Origin of the sequence: Pseudomonas sp. ACN8, assembly GCF_002303925.1 — a bacterium.
Taxonomy (GTDB): Bacteria; Pseudomonadota; Gammaproteobacteria; order Pseudomonadales; family Pseudomonadaceae; genus Aquipseudomonas.
On the sequence record NZ_MRCS01000010.1, the window covers coordinates 130,336 to 146,272 of the forward strand.

10 protein-coding genes are annotated in these 15,937 nt (G+C 58.2%); 6 read left to right on the plus strand and 4 right to left on the minus strand.

Annotated features, from left to right (window positions below):
• The first annotated feature begins 259 nt into the window (after positions 1-259).
• On the plus strand, positions 260-895 hold the full coding sequence (locus tag BSF44_RS08095) for a response regulator transcription factor (RefSeq protein ID WP_095943046.1): 636 nt from the start codon (positions 260-262) through the stop codon (positions 893-895).
• A gap of 203 nt (positions 896-1,098) precedes the next feature.
• Positions 1,099-1,473: a cell wall hydrolase gene (locus BSF44_RS08100; protein ID WP_095943047.1), complete on the plus strand. Its 375-nt coding sequence runs from the start codon at positions 1,099-1,101 to the stop codon at positions 1,471-1,473.
• 18 nt (positions 1,474-1,491) lie between these two features.
• Here the strand turns inward: BSF44_RS08100 and BSF44_RS08105 are convergent, their stop codons facing one another.
• Positions 1,492-2,187, minus strand: a complete 696-nt coding sequence (locus BSF44_RS08105; protein ID WP_095943048.1) for a response regulator transcription factor — start codon at positions 2,185-2,187, stop codon at positions 1,492-1,494.
• Between the two features lie 434 nt (positions 2,188-2,621).
• On the opposite strand from BSF44_RS08105, the gene BSF44_RS08110 reads away from it, so the two are divergent.
• The 4 genes from BSF44_RS08110 to BSF44_RS08125 all read left to right on the plus strand — a co-directional run bounded on the left by BSF44_RS08110 (position 2,622) and on the right by BSF44_RS08125 (position 11,849).
• On the plus strand, positions 2,622-4,997 hold the full coding sequence (locus BSF44_RS08110) for a type I secretion system permease/ATPase (RefSeq protein WP_095943049.1): 2,376 nt from the start codon (positions 2,622-2,624) through the stop codon (positions 4,995-4,997).
• Positions 4,994-6,238 carry an HlyD family type I secretion periplasmic adaptor subunit gene (locus BSF44_RS08115; protein WP_095943050.1) on the plus strand — a complete coding sequence of 415 codons (1,245 nt, stop codon included), beginning with the start codon at positions 4,994-4,996 and terminating at the stop codon, positions 6,236-6,238. Before BSF44_RS08110 ends, BSF44_RS08115 begins: the two co-directional genes overlap by 4 nt.
• A 1-nt stretch (position 6,239) precedes the next feature.
• On the plus strand, positions 6,240-8,033 hold the full coding sequence (locus tag BSF44_RS08120) for a TolC family protein (protein ID WP_095943051.1): 1,794 nt from the start codon (positions 6,240-6,242) through the stop codon (positions 8,031-8,033).
• Positions 8,034-8,213: 180 nt separating this feature from the next.
• The gene (locus tag BSF44_RS08125; RefSeq protein ID WP_095943052.1) at positions 8,214-11,849 is read left to right on the plus strand and encodes a transporter substrate-binding domain-containing protein; all 3,636 of its coding nucleotides are present in this window, start codon (positions 8,214-8,216) and stop codon (positions 11,847-11,849) included.
• Between the two features lie 103 nt (positions 11,850-11,952).
• Here the strand turns inward: BSF44_RS08125 and BSF44_RS08130 are convergent, their stop codons facing one another.
• From BSF44_RS08130 to BSF44_RS30295, 3 genes are all read right to left on the minus strand, one after another.
• Complete coding sequence (locus BSF44_RS08130; protein ID WP_172435318.1) at positions 11,953-12,882, minus strand: OmpA family protein; 930 nt, start codon at positions 12,880-12,882, stop codon at positions 11,953-11,955.
• Positions 12,883-13,153: 271 nt separating this feature from the next.
• Complete coding sequence (locus BSF44_RS08135) at positions 13,154-14,074, minus strand: OmpA family protein (protein ID WP_095943054.1); 921 nt, start codon at positions 14,072-14,074, stop codon at positions 13,154-13,156.
• Between the two features lie 124 nt (positions 14,075-14,198).
• Positions 14,199-15,937: Ig-like domain-containing protein (locus BSF44_RS30295; protein ID WP_218194548.1), on the minus strand; the 1,739-nt coding region annotated here is incomplete at its 5' end.

A 15,937-nucleotide genomic window follows, 5' to 3' on the forward strand; every position in this document is an offset into this window, starting at 1 on the left:
TAACTTAATGTCTTGCGAGTGTTGACCAAGCAAACTTCAAAACAAAAAACAACAATAGAAATATCAAGCAGCACTCAACTGCAAAAGAACTGACGGGCCGGAACGGAAAACATGTTCAATGCTGCAAAAAATATTTTATATACAAAATAATCACGTATCTGAACCTTTCAAGACTTGTCTCAAAAAAACGGTGAGGAATTGCTAACACCCGGGTTACCGGTTAAAAATCACCGACCTCGTCTCACCCAGTGGCCGCACAATGAATAAGCAGATTGTAATAATCGATGACCATCCAGTCGTCCGCATGGCCGTTCGCTGCTTGCTGGAGGATGAGGGTTACACGATTGTGGGTGAAGCGGAAAACGGAACGGATGCTCTGGCCCTCATCCATGAACATCAGCCAGGAACAGTGATTCTCGACATAGGGCTGCCAAAGGTTGATGGGCTGACGGTCATCAGCCGCCTGGCAGCCCAGCGCATGCCAGTAAAAATCATTGTGTTGACCGCTCAAGTCTCCACTCACATAGCGATACGCTGTATGGAAGCCGGTGCCCATGGCTTCGTCAACAAGCATGACGACCTGTGCGAACTGGTCAGCGCCATCCGGGCGGTAGGCAGTGGATACAGTTATTTTCCTGATCGGGCTTTTTGTCTGACCCGCCGTGAAGGGGGCAAGGATCGGGACGAAGAACTACTCAAAACACTCTCCGTTCGCGAACTGGGAGTGCTGCAACAACTGGCCCAGGGGCTGAGTAATAAACAGATTGCCGAACGTCTGTCGCTCAGCAGCAAGACCGTTAGTACCTACAAGACCCGATTGCTGGTCAAACTCAATGCGAACAACCTGCTAGAACTTTATGACCTGGCAAAACGCAACAGACTGGCAGAGCCCTGACCATATATTGACAATCGAGCTCAGTTAATCAGGGCGAAATTTCGGACAACATTCGCAGCACAGTCAAAGTAGTTGAAAACAAAAAAGTGTAACTCTGGAGCACAAATAACTTCCCTGGACGCCGTTGATGATTACCCGGCCGATGGTTAGTCGTGCCCGGAAAAACTGTGCTCACGAACACAAGTGGCAAGGAACATAAATAAATGACCCCCGGTAGTGCATTGTTCTGTTTGGCGTTGAATATTTATCATGAAGCCCGCGGGGAGCCTAAATCCGGGCAAATTGCGGTGGCCATGGTAACCATGAACCGTGCTGAATGGGTACCCGGTAAGGTCTGCCAAGTGGTTTATGAGCGCGGGCAGTTTTCCTGGACAGATTCAAAACGCAACAAGACTCCGCGGGAGCCTCAAGCCTGGAAAAAAGCCCAGGCCGTCGCCAGGGGCGTGATCGATGGCGAGCACCCTGACATTACCCAAGGGGCTACGCATTTTCATGCCAAGCGGGTTCGACCGCTCTGGACTCAGCGTTTGGAAAAAACCGTGCGTATCGGCGATCACATCTTCTATACGCAGAGATAGGCAATTTCGAGCGACTGCTCAAATGTCCTTGAGGTCCAGGTGCAGCTTGAACAATTCGGTATCCGTGCGCACATTCAACTTGCGCAGTGCAGCCTGCTTCTGTCCGCTGATGGTTTTTCGACTGCGTAGAAACTTGATCGCGATCTGAGAAACCGACATCCCCTCCAGACAACAACGCAACACCTCACGCTCTTTGGGTGAGAGTGCCGGATAGTTGACCAGCATACCGATGTTTTCCCCTGCCTCCCCAGCTTCGGGGATCGCCGTTGGCATCTTGGGAGTCGAGTCCAGTTCCGCGGCCATCGATGGCGAAAGGTACAAGCGATCCAGCGCCACCGTACGAATTGCTCGCAACAGTTCTTCGGTATCCTGGGACTTACCGAAAAAGCCATTGGCGCCAGCACGAATGGCCATGTTGACCGTCGCCGGTCGTTCCACGGAGGAAAAAATAAGGATGCGCAGCTCTGGGTAATGGCTACGCAACAACTGGATCAAGCGCAGGCCGTCCAGCTCGCCATCGCGCAATTGATAATCCAGAACCAGCAGATTGGCTTTTTCACCACGCAACGCCTCTACCAGCTCTGCGCTTCCAGAGTAAACCCCGACCACCTTGAAGTCCGACTCGGTGGAAAGTCGGACTTTCAGCGCTTCTCGTATCAGAGCGTGATCATCGACCAGAACGATTCGCAGAGGGGAAACGACCGACCACTTCATTCTTAGGACTCCACAGCACTGATATTCGGAATTTTCCTACAGCCCTTGCTTGCTCGCTGCACCTTATCCTAAGTGCCGACTGAAAGAAAACTGCAAAAAGCTTTTCCTATGCACCCGATTAGAACAAGTCATTCGATTTGTTATCCCTGACGGCGATCGTCCGTTTTTCAGTGGGTTACGGACATTTACCAAGCCTGAAAAACGCCCGCTGGGCCATTGCGTGCCTTGTTCGGTCGACTCGCTTCATGCTCAAGAAGCGGTATTCGTCCCAATGGCTTTTGGGACAAGTCTCGTTCACACCTGTCCCCTCGCTGATCAGAATTATCCCAATGATCGGGAGACGTTTTGCAGCTTGCGGCCTCACTCCAGTGCCCTCCACTCCCCGCCGATACTTTTCGACAAGCTCGCCACGAGGCGGGCCAGGACTCAATTTGATGGCTACTCAAAGTACGTCCGCCGCAGCAAGCGTGGACGAGCAGGCGATACCTGCGCCGCAAACACAGATTCAGGACACTCTGCTGCAGAGCGTGTCCTGGATCTGTGATCACTATGCTCTGGGAAAATCACCTCAGGCGTTGACCGCCGGATTGCCTAAAGTCGGCTTGCTCACGCCTTCGCTGGCCATGCGCAGCCTGAGCAATGCCGGGCTGACCGCGGGAATGGTCGAGCGCTCCGCCAAGGCTTTGCCCAAGCAACTGATGCCCATCATTCTGCTGCGCAAGGATCGAGGCGGCTGCATTTTGCTGGGGCATCGCCCTGATCCTGACGCAGAAGACAAACGCGCCTGGTTGTACCAGTTGGTTCTGCCTGAGATCAGCAATGAGCCAGTAGAAATCGGCCAGGCCGAGATGGACGAGATGTACACCGGTTTCGCCATTCTCATGAAGCCGACGGCCAAGGTCGATGCACGCGCCGGCGATGAAACCCCGCAAGCCGCCGGCCATTGGCTGTTCTCCACGCTATGGCGCTACCGTCGTTATTACCGCAGCGCAGCGATTGCCGCCGTACTGATCAACGTACTGGCACTGGCCAGCATTTTCTTCACCATGAACGTCTACGACCGCGTTGTGCCGAACCAGGCATTCATCACGCTCTGGTCATTGGCAATCGGTGTGGTCGTGGCCATGGTGTTCGAGGCCATCGCCCGTTATGTGCGGGCGCACTTGCTGGACCTTGCCGGAAAAAAAGCCGATCTGGTGCTGGGCACGATGCTGTTTCGACAAGCCCTCTCGATCCAGATGGAGCACAAGCCAGCTTCCTCCGGTTCATTTGCCAACCAGTTGCGCGAATTCGAATCCGTTCGTGACTTCGCCACTTCGGCGACCCTGGCAACCATTTCCGATCTGCCCTTCGTGTTGCTGTTCGTGGGTGTGATTTTCGCTGTGGGTGGTCCTTTGGGCTGGGTGCCGTTGCTGCTGATTCCGCTGATCCTGATCATCAGCGTGGCAATCCAGTGGCCGCTGGCCCGCACCATGAAGGAAAACCTGCGAGAGTCTTCTCTCAAGCAAGGCGTGCTGATCGAGTCCGTGGAAGGCCTGGAAACCCTCAAGGCAACCGGCGGTGAGGCTTACATGCAGCGACGCTGGGAAACCTTCAGCGCATTGGCTGCCAACACCTCGATGAAGTCGCGCGAACTGTCCAGCATGGCATCCGGCTCGGTCGCGTTCCTGCAACAGATCCAGACCGTGGCGCTGATCGTCATCGGTGTCTACCTGATCGACGCCGGTGATCTGACCATGGGTGCGCTGATCGCTACCGTGATGCTCGCCGGTCGCGCCACCGCGCCGTTGAGCCAGGTCGTCGGGCTTGCCTTGCGCTACCAGCAAGCCAAGGCAGCGATGAGCTCGCTCAATGGTCTGATGGAGATGCCGGTCGATCGAGACGTCACTCGCGAGTATCTGGCCAAGCCAACGATCAGTGGCCAACTGAGCCTCAAGGACGTTGGTTTTGCCTACCCCGCCCCGCCCATGCAGCCCAACCCACCCGTGCTGCAAGGCATCAATCTGTCGATCAAGCCAGGTGAGCGCGTGGCCATCCTGGGGCGTATCGGCAGTGGCAAATCTACCCTGCTACGGGTGATGGCGCGTCTGTACCTGCCGGTGAACGGACAGATGTTCACCGATGGCCTGGACGTCAACCAGATCGACCCGGCGGACTGGCGTAAAGCGGTTGGTTACGTCGGTCAGGAAGCGCGCCTGTTCTACGGCACGCTGCGGGAAAACGTCATGATCGGCAAACCTGAAGCCACGCCCGAAGAGTTCCTGCGGGTACTGCGACTGACAGGCCTGGACCACGTCGCCGCGCGTCATCCCAAAGGCATCAACCTGCCCATCGGTGAAATGGGGGAAGGTTTGTCGGGCGGCCAGCGTCAACTGGTGTCCCTGGCTCGCAGCCTGCTGGCGCGCCCCAGTCTGTTGTTGCTGGATGAACCCACCAGCGCAATGGACGGGCAGACCGAAACGCAATTTCTCGAGCATCTCAAGCGCGCCACTGAAGGCCAGACCCTGGTGGTGGTCACCCACCGTCCTTCGCTCCTCGCATTGGTAGATCGGATCATCATCGTCGATGACGGCAAGGTCACCGCCGACGGCCCCAAGGACAAGATCCTCGAAGCCTTGAGTGGCAAGCCTGCCAAGGACATGGATAAAGCCGCTGCCACGGCAACGGCCAAACCTCGCACCAACGTGAAGATCGGCCCGGCCCGTCCTGTGCCTGCAGCCGTTACCGCAACGCCTGGAGCCATCAGCGAAAGCGATGCCTCGGCGCAGAGCGCCAATCCCCCGGAACAATCTGCGGTGACTAAACAATGATCAAGAAAATATTCGGCCGGGGCGAGAGCGCACCGGCTTTGATGCCCGGCGACGCGGCATTCATGAACGATGTTCAGGAGTCGCTGCTGGCCCAGACCACACCGGGTTCCAGGCTTGTCCTCCAACTGATTGCCGCCGTGCTGATCGGTGGTTTGGTCTGGGCCTATTTCGCTCGCGTCGAAGAGATCACCCTCGGTGAAGCGAAGATCATTTCGAAGAGTCGTGAACAGGTCATACAAAGCCTCGAAGGCGGCATTCTTGCCGAGATGAATGTGCGCGAAGGCGACATCGTGGAGAAGGATCAGGTATTACTCAAAATCGACCCGACCCGGGCCCAGGCCAGCTATCGCGAAACCCTGTCCAAGGTGATCGGCCTCAAGGCCAGCATCACCCGACTACGGGCCGAAGCGTACCAGCAGCCGCTGGAGTTCGACGAAATGGTCATGAGCGATCCGGCCGTGGTCCTGCAGGAACAACAAGCCTACAAAGCACGCAAGAGTGCCCTGGACGAGAGCATCGCGTCCCTGCAACGCAGCTATGCCTTGTCGGCCCGCGAAATCCAGTTGGCCGAGCCGCTGGCAGCCAAGGGGCTCATGTCCGAGGTCGAAATCCTGCGCATGCGGCGTTCGGCCAACGAGATCAAATCGCAGATCGTCGAGCGGATCAACCGCTACCAGGCGGAGGCCAACTCGGAATTGGCCAAGTTCGAACTGGAGCTGTCGCAGACCAGCGAGAACCTGGTGGGACGTGCCGATGTGGTCGAACGCACCACCATCAATGCTCCCGTGCGCGGCACGGTGAAGAACGTACGGGTCAATACCCGTGGCGGAGTGATCCAGCCCGGCGAGCACATTCTGGAAATCGTCCCCCTGGAGGACCAACTGTTGGTCGAGGGCAAGATTCGCCCCGCCGATGTAGCGTTCTTGCGCCCCGGCCTACCCGCGACAGTGAAGATCACGGCCTATGACTACGCCATTTATGGCGGTCTCAAAGGACAAGTCGAGCACATCAGCCCCGATACCCTGAAAGACGATCAAAAAGCGGCGGCCGGACGGCCTGACGACACCTATTACCGGGTGCTGGTCCTGACCGACAGCAGCACCCTGGAAGCAGGTGGCCGGTCATTGCCGATCATTCCCGGAATGGTCGCCTCGGTGGAGGTGCGCACCGGTGAAAAAACCATTCTCGACTACCTGCTCAAGCCCGTGCTCAAGGCACGTGAAGCTTTCCGGGAGCGCTAGGATGAACGTCTCGAATAACCACCGTTTTCCGTTCGCCTCGGCAGCCTTGCTGGTCTCTTCCTGTCTGCTAGGGGGATTGAGCTGCGGCCTTGCCCTGGCTGAAGAGTTGCCGAGCTTTACCCGTGTCACGCCAGCACAACCCGCGGCGACGGCCACGGCGCGGCGCGAGGGGGGCTTAGTGGAGTTCCAATCTGCATCGACACCCAAAACCACCCCCGTACGCCCGTCACCATCGGCGGCCGGCCGGACATCACAACCCCAAGTCACGCAGGCCCTGGTACAGCCGCGCACGGCGCGCCAACCTGCCGCGCCAGTCTCGACCAAACACAAGAAAGACGAACTGCTCAACTTCACCCCGACCACGTCGAGCGTGGCGGCCAATGCCATCCCTGCGCCACGGCCGGCCAGTACGCCGGCGGTCACGGCTCCAGTCACGGCTCCAGGCGCGGCAAAACCGCCCACCACGTCCAGTGTTGCGCGCGCCGCGGAACAACAGGTCCATAGTGTTTCAGCGTTGTCCCTGGCAGCATTGCCGCCCCGTATAGCCGCTCGTCGCGGGGAAGGCAACACCATCCTCGGACCGTCCGAGTTTGAATTGCGCGACATATTCAATCGCGCCGTGGAGGCAGCCATCGATCGGGCCCCGACGATCGAGCGCGCCAAGGCCGAACAACAAGCCACCGAAGAAGACATCGCTGAAGCCCGCGGGCAACGCTATCCACAAGTGGATGTCGGTACGCAGACCTCTCCGGTGAAGTTCGGCAAAGGCTCCGATGAGGACTCTGGCAGCGGCGGCATCAATCTGGCCGTGACCACGCCGGTTTATGACTGGGGGCGCATTCGCAACACCATCGACAGCCGCAAGCACTTGTCCAAAGCCGCCGATGAAAGCCTTGAGGCTGAAAAGGAAACCCTCGGCTACGAGGTGGTCACCACAATGATCGAGCTGGGCAAACAGCGCATCATCGTCGACCTCAGCCAGCAGTTCGCCGACCGCATGAGTGAATTGGTGAAGATGCTCGCCGGCATTGTCGCCGTCGACCAGGGACGCTCCAGCGAGCTGACCCAGGCCAAGGCGCGTTTGCTGCAGGCACAGGCTTTGCGCGACTCGGCCAATGCCAAGGCCCGGGACGCCGAAATCACCTTGAGCAAACTGGTGGGCGAACGCCCGGTGGCGATTCCGCGAACCAAGGAATGGAACATTCGGCTGGCGAACCTCGACCTTCTGCTCGACGATGCCAAGGAGCACCCGACCATTCGCCAGTCCATCGCTGAAACGGAGTCGGCCGAGTTGCAAGCCAAAGCCGTGCGCGCAGGCGGGTTGCCGCAGTTGAACTGGGTGGTCAGCAAAAGTACCGCTGAAGACTCGCTCGGCCGCGAACAGCCATGGCAAACCAATCTTTCGATGACCTGGGGGGCGTTTCGCGGCGGCTCCACTCGCGCCGCCGAACGTGCGGCCCTGCAACGCGCCGAAGCCAGCCGCTTCGAAACCGATCAGCAGCGCCGCGACCTGGAGTTCCGCATCCGCACCGCCGATCACGATGCCCGCACCTTGCTCGAGCGTTCAGAGCTTTATCGTGAGCTGTCGGTGGAATCCAGCCGCATCCGCGAGGACTTTTTCCAGCAATGGCACCATCTGGGCCGACGGACGCTGCTGGATGTGCTGACCGCCGAGAACGAGCACTACGGCAATCAGGTCAACGAAATCAACAATCGCTTCGACGGCTACCAGGCGATTTTCCGACAGTATGCGGGGGCCGGTACACTGGCTCGCTGGTTGCGCACCGGCAGTTGAGTGCCGCGTCATTAAAAGACGCGGCCTCTGGCCGTCGGGGAGGAGAGGGGGGATCGGCGCATCGGACGCCAAGACAAGATCGCACAAGGTTGCTAGATTCATCAGCGTAGTGCCCGTGGCCCCCCCAGGACCTATCTTCAACGGGCTTGATCGTCAGTGCTCTCTACGGAACGGAACGCCTTGAATATCTCTCGTTTTTCATTTGCCTGGCTGCTGGCTTTGCTGGCGTTTCTGCCCGTAGCGAATGTGTTGGCCAAGGCTCCGCAGCCGGTAGAGCTGCTGGTCAACGCGCCGATCACCGCTCCCCATGTCGAATTCGATATACAAACCCAAGCCTGGCTCGCGCGCCATCCCGAAGTCAGTGTGGCCATCTGGACTGGCGCGCTACCGCCCTTGCACATGGGCTTCGAACAAAGTCAGTTCGAAGGCGTCACGGCCGATTACCTCGGGGCAATACGCGAGGCCACTGGCATACGCCTGAAAATCTGGCGCTTCGCAACCCGCGCCAAGGCCAGGGAAGCCCTTGAGAAAGGTCAGGTCGACATGCTCGCGCTACATGACGTGAGCGAAGGCCAGGAGGGCGCGATTACCCAGTCCCGTCCCTATCTGCTGAACCGCAAAGTCATTGTCCGGCGCCTCGGTGAAACCTTGCTGCCTTCCACGGATCTGCACGGGCAGCGCTTGGCCTACGTGGGTGACGACACGGTCGGTGCATTTCTGCACCGGCAATATCCACAGGCGACGTTGATCCAGCACACCAACCATTTGAACAGCCTGACCGCACTGGTCTATGACCAGGCCGATGCCCTCTGGACCGACGCCATCACTGCCGAATTCCTGATCAGGCTGCTGTACAGCAACGACGTTTATATTTCCGGCGATGCTGTCTCCACCTCGGCCGACATCAACTTTGCCGTCAGTGATCGCAAGCCGCAGTTACTGGCGGCGATCAACAACACCCTCGATGCGATCTCTCCCACCGACATGATGCGCGTCACCACGCGCTGGGGGCTGAGCAACAACTTCGTCGTCGAACAACCGCCACTGAACCTGGATTCGACCGAGACCGCCTGGCTCGCAACCCATCGCAAGATCAGGGTGCTGGTAGCCGGGTCTTATGCACCGCTGACATTTTTCGATGACCACGACCGGCTCCAGGGCCTGAGCGCGGACCTGTTGAAAATAGTCCAGCAACGCACGGGCCTTGAACTTGAAATCATCCGCAACAACAGCGTTCCCAGCATGCTCGCCCAACTCAAGGACAAAGAGGCCGATGTCATCGCCTCCTTGAGCATCGGTGACTTGCGACTGATGCCCGAGCAGTACACCCGGCCTTACCTCATCAGTCCGTTCGTGGTGGTCACTTCGCGCTCCGGGGCGACCATCCAGAGCATCAATGAACTCAAGAACAAGCGCCTGGCCATTCCTGTCGGCAATCCACTTTCCAACTGGCTCACCCGACACCATCCCGAGATCACCCAGGTTCCGGTCGCCACGGCAGTGCGCGGCATCGAACTGCTGTCCAAGGGTGAAGTGGATGCCAGCGTGCACACCCGCTTCGGCGCCGACTACTTCATCAAGCACCATTTCCGCGAGGATCTGAAGATCGCCGCAGTGCTCGGACCCAACCCGGGACGTATTGCAATGGCCGTCGGTATGGATGACATGCCGCTCAAAAGCATCATCAACAAGGTGCTTCTGGGTATCCCTCCCGAAGAGCTCAAGACGCTGAGCGATCGCTGGCGTAATCACGCGGCCCCGGCCGTCTCCAGTTCCTGGAGCACCTACAAGGACGACGTCTATAAAGTCATCGCCGTGGCCATCGCCTTCGTCCTGGCGTTCCTGGTCTGGAACTACTATCTGCAAATCCAGATCAAGAGGCGCCGCAGCGCCGAGTTGGCCCTCAGTGACCAACTGACCTTCAGTAAAACCCTGATCGATGGTTCGCCCATCGCCCTTTATGTGCGCGACAAGTCTGGCCGACTGGCTCACTGCAACCGGGCCTACCTGGAGTTTTTGCAAACCACCCACGAAAAGGTTATCGGCAAGACTTTACTCGACGCCGGTGTCATTTCGCCGCAATTGAGCCGCCAGTACCAGCAGGTCTATCAGGATACCGAGCGGCATGGAGAACCGACCTTCGCCGACCTGGAAATCGAAGTGCAGGGCCAATCACGACGTATCTATCACTGGACCCTGCCGTTCTTGAGTAGCTCTGGTGAGTTTTCCGGAGTGATTGGCGGCTGGCTGGATATCAGTGAACGCGAACACCTGATGGAACAGCTGCGCCTGGCCAAGGAAGCCGCCGACGAGGCCAACGATTCCAAATCGATTTTCCTGGCCAGTATGAGCCATGAAATCCGTACCCCGATCAGCGCCCTGATCGGCCTCATCGAAATGCTCCGCGTGCGCGGTGGCAGCCCGCAACAGATCGATGAAAACCTGACGGTGGCACACCAGTCCGCGCAGTCCTTGCTGTCATTGATCGGCGATATTCTGGACCTGTCGAAAATCGAAGCCGGGGCCATGCATCCATCGCCACGGCCAACCCACCTCGCAGAGCTGCTGCGTTCCGTTCACAAGCTGTTTGAGATCAATGCGCAAAACAAGAATCTGAGGTTCGAGTTGCTGCTCGAAGCCGATGATCAGCAGGTGATCATCGACTCGCTGATGCTCAATCAGATAGTCGCCAACCTGATCAGCAATGCCATCAAGTTCACCCAGCATGGCTTGGTCCAGTTGTCCCTCAAGCAATTGCCCGATGACACCAGGTCGGGGTTCGGACGCTACGCCATTGAGGTTCGCGATACCGGTATCGGCCTCAACGAATCGCAGAAAAAAGCCATCTTCGAGCCTTTTGTGCAGGCATCGCCAAACGTCGGCGGCGGGCGCAGCACTGGCCTCGGGTTGAGCATCTGTACCCGATTGGCGACACTTCTCGATGCCCGGTTGAGCGTTGAAAGCCAGCCTGGCCAGGGCGCTTGCTTTACCCTGCAATTCACTGCCGAACGTACCCGGCAAGCCCCTGCATCAGCACCGGTCGCGCCCTCCAGCCCAACCAATCAGCGCCTGAACATTCTGGTGGTCGAGGACCACGCACCGAATCGCCTGTTGCTCTGTCAGCAGATCGAATACCTGGGCCACCGCGCGGTCGCCTGCGATAACGGTGAGACGGCATTGGCCGAATGGAAGCAGGCTGATCCACCGTTCGACCTGACCATCACCGACTGCAACATGCCGCAAATGGACGGTTATGAGCTCACCCGGCAAATGCGCGGCATCGAGCAGTCCCAAGCTTTGGGCGCCCACCCGATTTTCGGTCTCACCGCCCATGCCCAGACGCAAATCATTCAAGACTGCCTTGATGTCGGCATGACCCAGTGTCTGTTCAAACCCATTGGCATCGAAGCCCTGACTCAACATATCGGTGCCGTGGCCGCTCAGGTCGAGCGCCGGGCGAAAGCCGCCCGCACTTCAGGTGGCGAACTGCAGAAACTCCGGGTGCTGGCGCCCGAAGCCTATCCGGCCTTGCTGGACGAACTGATCAATACCAATCGCACAGACAGTGCCCGGCTCAAGCAACTGATGCTCGACGAGGACTTCGAGAACATGATCAGCCTGGCCCACAAGATCAAGGGCGGAGCCCAAATGGCCGATGCCCGGGAACTCATCGATGCCTGTACGCAATTGGAGTCACTGGCGTTCAAGGGTGACGCCCTGAGCTGTAGCGAACAGGTGGAAACCCTGCTGAGCGCTATTGAGTCACTTGAGCGGCACTTGCTGGAAGATTCCGACCCGCTGGTCACTGGCCGATAACGGTAACCTTCAACAAACGCCGGACAAAAAAATCCCGTCGGTTCTGAAGCTGAACACGACGGGCAAAATCAAGAAGCAGAGCTTCTCGAGAGGGAGCGATTCTTTATAGCGGGTTGCGGTTCAGCTCCACGCGAATTTCCACCCGGCGATTCGGGGCATAACAGTTGATCTGCTCGACCCGTGGGCCGTAGCAGGTGTGCACCACCGGCTCGCGGCTGCCAGCGCCGGCAGTGCTGAGGATCGACTCGGGCACGCCACCGTCGACCAGCATTTGCCGCACGGTGCTGGCCCGGCGTTCACCCAACAGTTGATTGTCGAATGCCGTGCCGAGCGGATCGGTATGGCCCGTCACCTGAACATGCTTGATCTGTGCATCGTCACGATGCAGCTCATCAAGCAGCTGACTGATGGCGTGACGGCCAGCCCCGCTGATGTCGCGCAGATCCGACTTGCCATAGGCGAACAACACATCACTGGCCAGGGTGTAATGCTTGAAACGTTCCTCGTCCTTCAAGTGCTCGTAGTAACGGCAGACCTCGACGCTCGTGGCGCGGGACAAGGCGTGCATCTGCGAGCGCGTAGCCTGCAATTCACGTTCGGCCTCTTCACGCTTGATCGGCATGGGGAAGGTATTGCCGTCCTCCCGGACCTTCAGGTAATAGGTCTTGCCGCCTTCCAGGCTGGCCAGGTACAGATCGGTTTTTTTGCCTTTGTAGGTCGGCGCATCGTCCAGGTACGCGCCCAGGGTGTGATTGCCGGGCGCCAGGCAGAAGCTGCTGAAACCACCCGGCAACAGGCCCGTGTGGAACTCACGATCGATGTATACATGGGCGGCCCCCCCACGCTGCACGCCTTCCTTGCTGCGGTAATACACCACTTGCGCTTGATCGACATCGACCGGTGGCAGCCCCATATACGCAGCATAAAACACCCGACCGGCGACCTGACCGGCCTTGGGCTCCTGCGCCAGTACGGGACAGGCGGCCAGTAACGCGCAGCCTCCCAGCCACACCACTCGATTCGTGTTTCGCATGAAATTCATCTTGGTTCCATCGTCGGCGTCAACCCGTCGGGGCGCCAGGACTATCAACAGAATGGGGCTGTCCGTCAGGGCAACCGTTCGAACCTTGATTATCCGAAAGCCCCATCGGCCCCGATATAAGACCCGTCTCAGAAATCGCCGACAGGCGCTCGCCCCGTGGCTGTTCGCCCCAGTGAGAAACGCCGTGCAACAGGCAAAAAAAACCCGACGCATCCCTTGCGTCGGGCTAAAAAACGAGGAGGGCAAACCTCCCCGTTGAGCATCAGCGTTGGGTATGCACCCGCACCACGACACGACGATCCGCCGCGTAGCAAGCGACCTTCTCGGCGCGGGAGCCGTAGCAGCCGCTGGTCACAGGCTCATTGGCGCCGGCGCTGCTGGCCTGTACCGCCGAGGCTGGCAGACCACCTTCGAGCAGCATGCGCCGCACGGTCTGGGCACGCTTGAGGCCCAGCAGGTGGTTACTGGCCGCCGAACCGATCGAGTCGGTATGACCGACCACTTCGATGCGCTCCAGGTTGGCGTTTTCCTGCTTGAGACGGCTGACCAGTTGGCGAATCGCTTCACGGCCCTGGAAGGTGATGTCCTGATAGCCCGATTTGCCGAAGGCAAACAGTACGTCACCGGACAAGGCGTAATCCGTGAACGGGGCCGGTGCCATCGGCAGATAGTCACAGGCCTGCACGGTCGAGGCGCGGGACAATGCCTGAATCTGCTTGCGCATGCCCGCCAGCTCACGTTCCGCTTCTACCCGCGCGACCGGTTGAGGGGCGCCATGACCGTCTTCGCGAACCCGCAGGAAGTAGGTCTTGCCGCCGTCCAGGCTGGCCGAGAACACATCGGTGCTTTTACCTTTGTATTGCGGGGCATCTTTCAAATAGGCGCCCAGGCTGTGATTGCCCGGTGCCACGCAAAACGCGCTGTAACCACCGGGCAGCAGACCGGCATGAAACTCGCGGTCGACATACACGTGGGCAGCGCCCTGTTGGGTGCCCATGGCGTTGGCGCGGTAATACACCACTTGCACCTGACGATCGGCAACCGGTGCCACCGGGGCATATTGAGTGCCGAAGACTTTGTCCGAGACAGTGCCCGACTTGAATTCCTCGGCCGTGGCAAACTGGGCACTGGCCAGGGCCACGCTCAGCAATGCAACGTTAAGGACGGCTATACGTTTAAACATAATCATGACTCCACTGCGAACACCCCAAGGCGCCCGCAGCTAATGAATTGGATTGAGGCTGGACGAACCAACCGCATGGCATCGAGCGCCCTGCACAGACAAGGTCTGCGCAGGGTGTTCGCGTTTACACCAGGTTGGTGGTCACCCCGTCCTGAACCAGCAACTGAGCATCGAGACTCGAGTGCTGGAAGACGTTGTACGTCACACCCTCGACCGTGACTTGACCCTGACCGGCCCAGTCACCCGGATCGGTACCGTCGGCCAGCAGATCGTCCAGATTGACCACGTCGCCGGCATTGCCTTTGACCATCATCTGTACGGTCTCGTCTTCGGTGAACAATGAACTCTCACCCAGTTCCAGAACGTCGCTCAGAGAGAGGTTCAGGGTGTTGTCGCCGGTGCCGGTGATGTCGATGATTTCAATCGACTCGAGCTTCCCGGCGATGGTCGCCAGATCAAGGACCTGACCAGTTCCCGTTAGGCTCAAAGTGTCGACGCCGGTGCCGCCATTGATAGAACTGTCCGCTGCATTCAGGTGTGCCACATCGCTCAACGAAAAGACGTTGTCGGTGTCACCGCCAAGATAGGCGCCTGTGCCGTCAATCGTCTGGTTGGTCGCTGGATCGTTCTTTTCGAAGCCTTCTGACGTACCTACGAATTCGAAGTTATCAAGCCAGAACCACTCGCCTAGAGCAGTGTCAAATTCCATATAACTAAACTCTAGCCCAGTAGGCATGGTTACACTGACTTCTTGGAGCATTGCGCCAGTTAAAACAACTGTATGGATTTGGTTTCCGTCGGCATTGAAGAACCTTAAAATCATAGTAGAAGCAAGCAGCTCACCAAGAGAGAAGTTGACTTCTGTCGCCGTCTCCCCATTGTTCAAAGTGAGTCGCGCATCATTAAAGCCTCCCCCCCATACTCCCAAACCAATGGAAGGTGTTAGCAGTCCATCTCCAGTGGTCTTGCCTGCCTCAACGATGCCCCGTGGCCACCAAACAGGGTTGGATGATGTTGAGTCATCCCATCTGAAAGTAAATCCACCGAAATCTAAGGAGCCGCTACTATTTACGTCGACAGGCGCAAAATCTTCGAAATCAGAAGACGAAGTAAAGAACGTCAGAACCTGCGAAGAGTTACCCGCCTGATCGATAAACGAGGCAGAAGTGTTGGACATCGACACACCGGTTGTGGTGACTACATCAACCGAACCTGCATCAATCTGTGCCTGGGTCAGCTGTTGCTCAAATCGCTCGCTGCCCACCACTACCTGAATGGTGTCACCCTCAGTCAAGCTGCTGCCATCAAATGCAACGGTGACAGTCGTGCCACTGATCGCGAACGTATCAGGTGCATCGGGAGCCAAGCGATCCAATGTGATTGATTGGCTGGTAACGTTGGCGTTACCAGCAGCGTCAACTACACGGGTCTGTATGGTCCAATCACCGGAGTGATTGTTCTGGTCGAGGAAGCTCCACGTATTACCGGCATTCACCAGCACATCAAGCCAGGTCGCACCGCCGTCGATGGAGATCTGTACCTTTTCATCCGCCGCCAACGCCGCCGTCAACGATCCCTGAATCAAACGCCCGGCGCTGCCATCGTTGGTGAGGAAGTCGCCACTGTCAGCACCGCTGTCCTTGCCCATGCTATCGACAATTGCCGAGGTGGTCGGCGCATCGGTATCGATCGTGATGGTCCACGAAGCAGACGGCGCACTCTGGTTACCGGCCGGATCCTGGGCAATCACATCGAACACGTTGGTCGAGCCATTGTTCAGCGGCGGGTTCGGCGTGAAGCTCCAAGTGCCATCGAGTTGAACCGGCACACGATCGATCTCGACACCGTTGTTGCGGATGATGA

Coding starts and splice junctions, on each gene's coding strand:
- BSF44_RS08100 (WP_095943047.1), top strand. CDS start 1,099: ATGACCCCCGGTAGTGCATTGTTCTGTTTGGCGTTGAATATTTATCAT.
- BSF44_RS08110 (WP_095943049.1), top strand. CDS start 2,622: ATGGCTACTCAAAGTACGTCCGCCGCAGCAAGCGTGGACGAGCAGGCG.
- BSF44_RS08095 (WP_095943046.1), top strand. CDS start 260: ATGAATAAGCAGATTGTAATAATCGATGACCATCCAGTCGTCCGCATG.
- BSF44_RS08105 (WP_095943048.1), bottom strand. CDS start 2,187: ATGAAGTGGTCGGTCGTTTCCCCTCTGCGAATCGTTCTGGTCGATGAT.
- BSF44_RS08120 (WP_095943051.1), top strand. CDS start 6,240: ATGAACGTCTCGAATAACCACCGTTTTCCGTTCGCCTCGGCAGCCTTG.
- BSF44_RS08115 (WP_095943050.1), top strand. CDS start 4,994: ATGATCAAGAAAATATTCGGCCGGGGCGAGAGCGCACCGGCTTTGATG.
- BSF44_RS08130 (WP_172435318.1), bottom strand. CDS start 12,882: ATGCGAAACACGAATCGAGTGGTGTGGCTGGGAGGCTGCGCGTTACTG.
- BSF44_RS08135 (WP_095943054.1), bottom strand. CDS start 14,074: ATGTTTAAACGTATAGCCGTCCTTAACGTTGCATTGCTGAGCGTGGCC.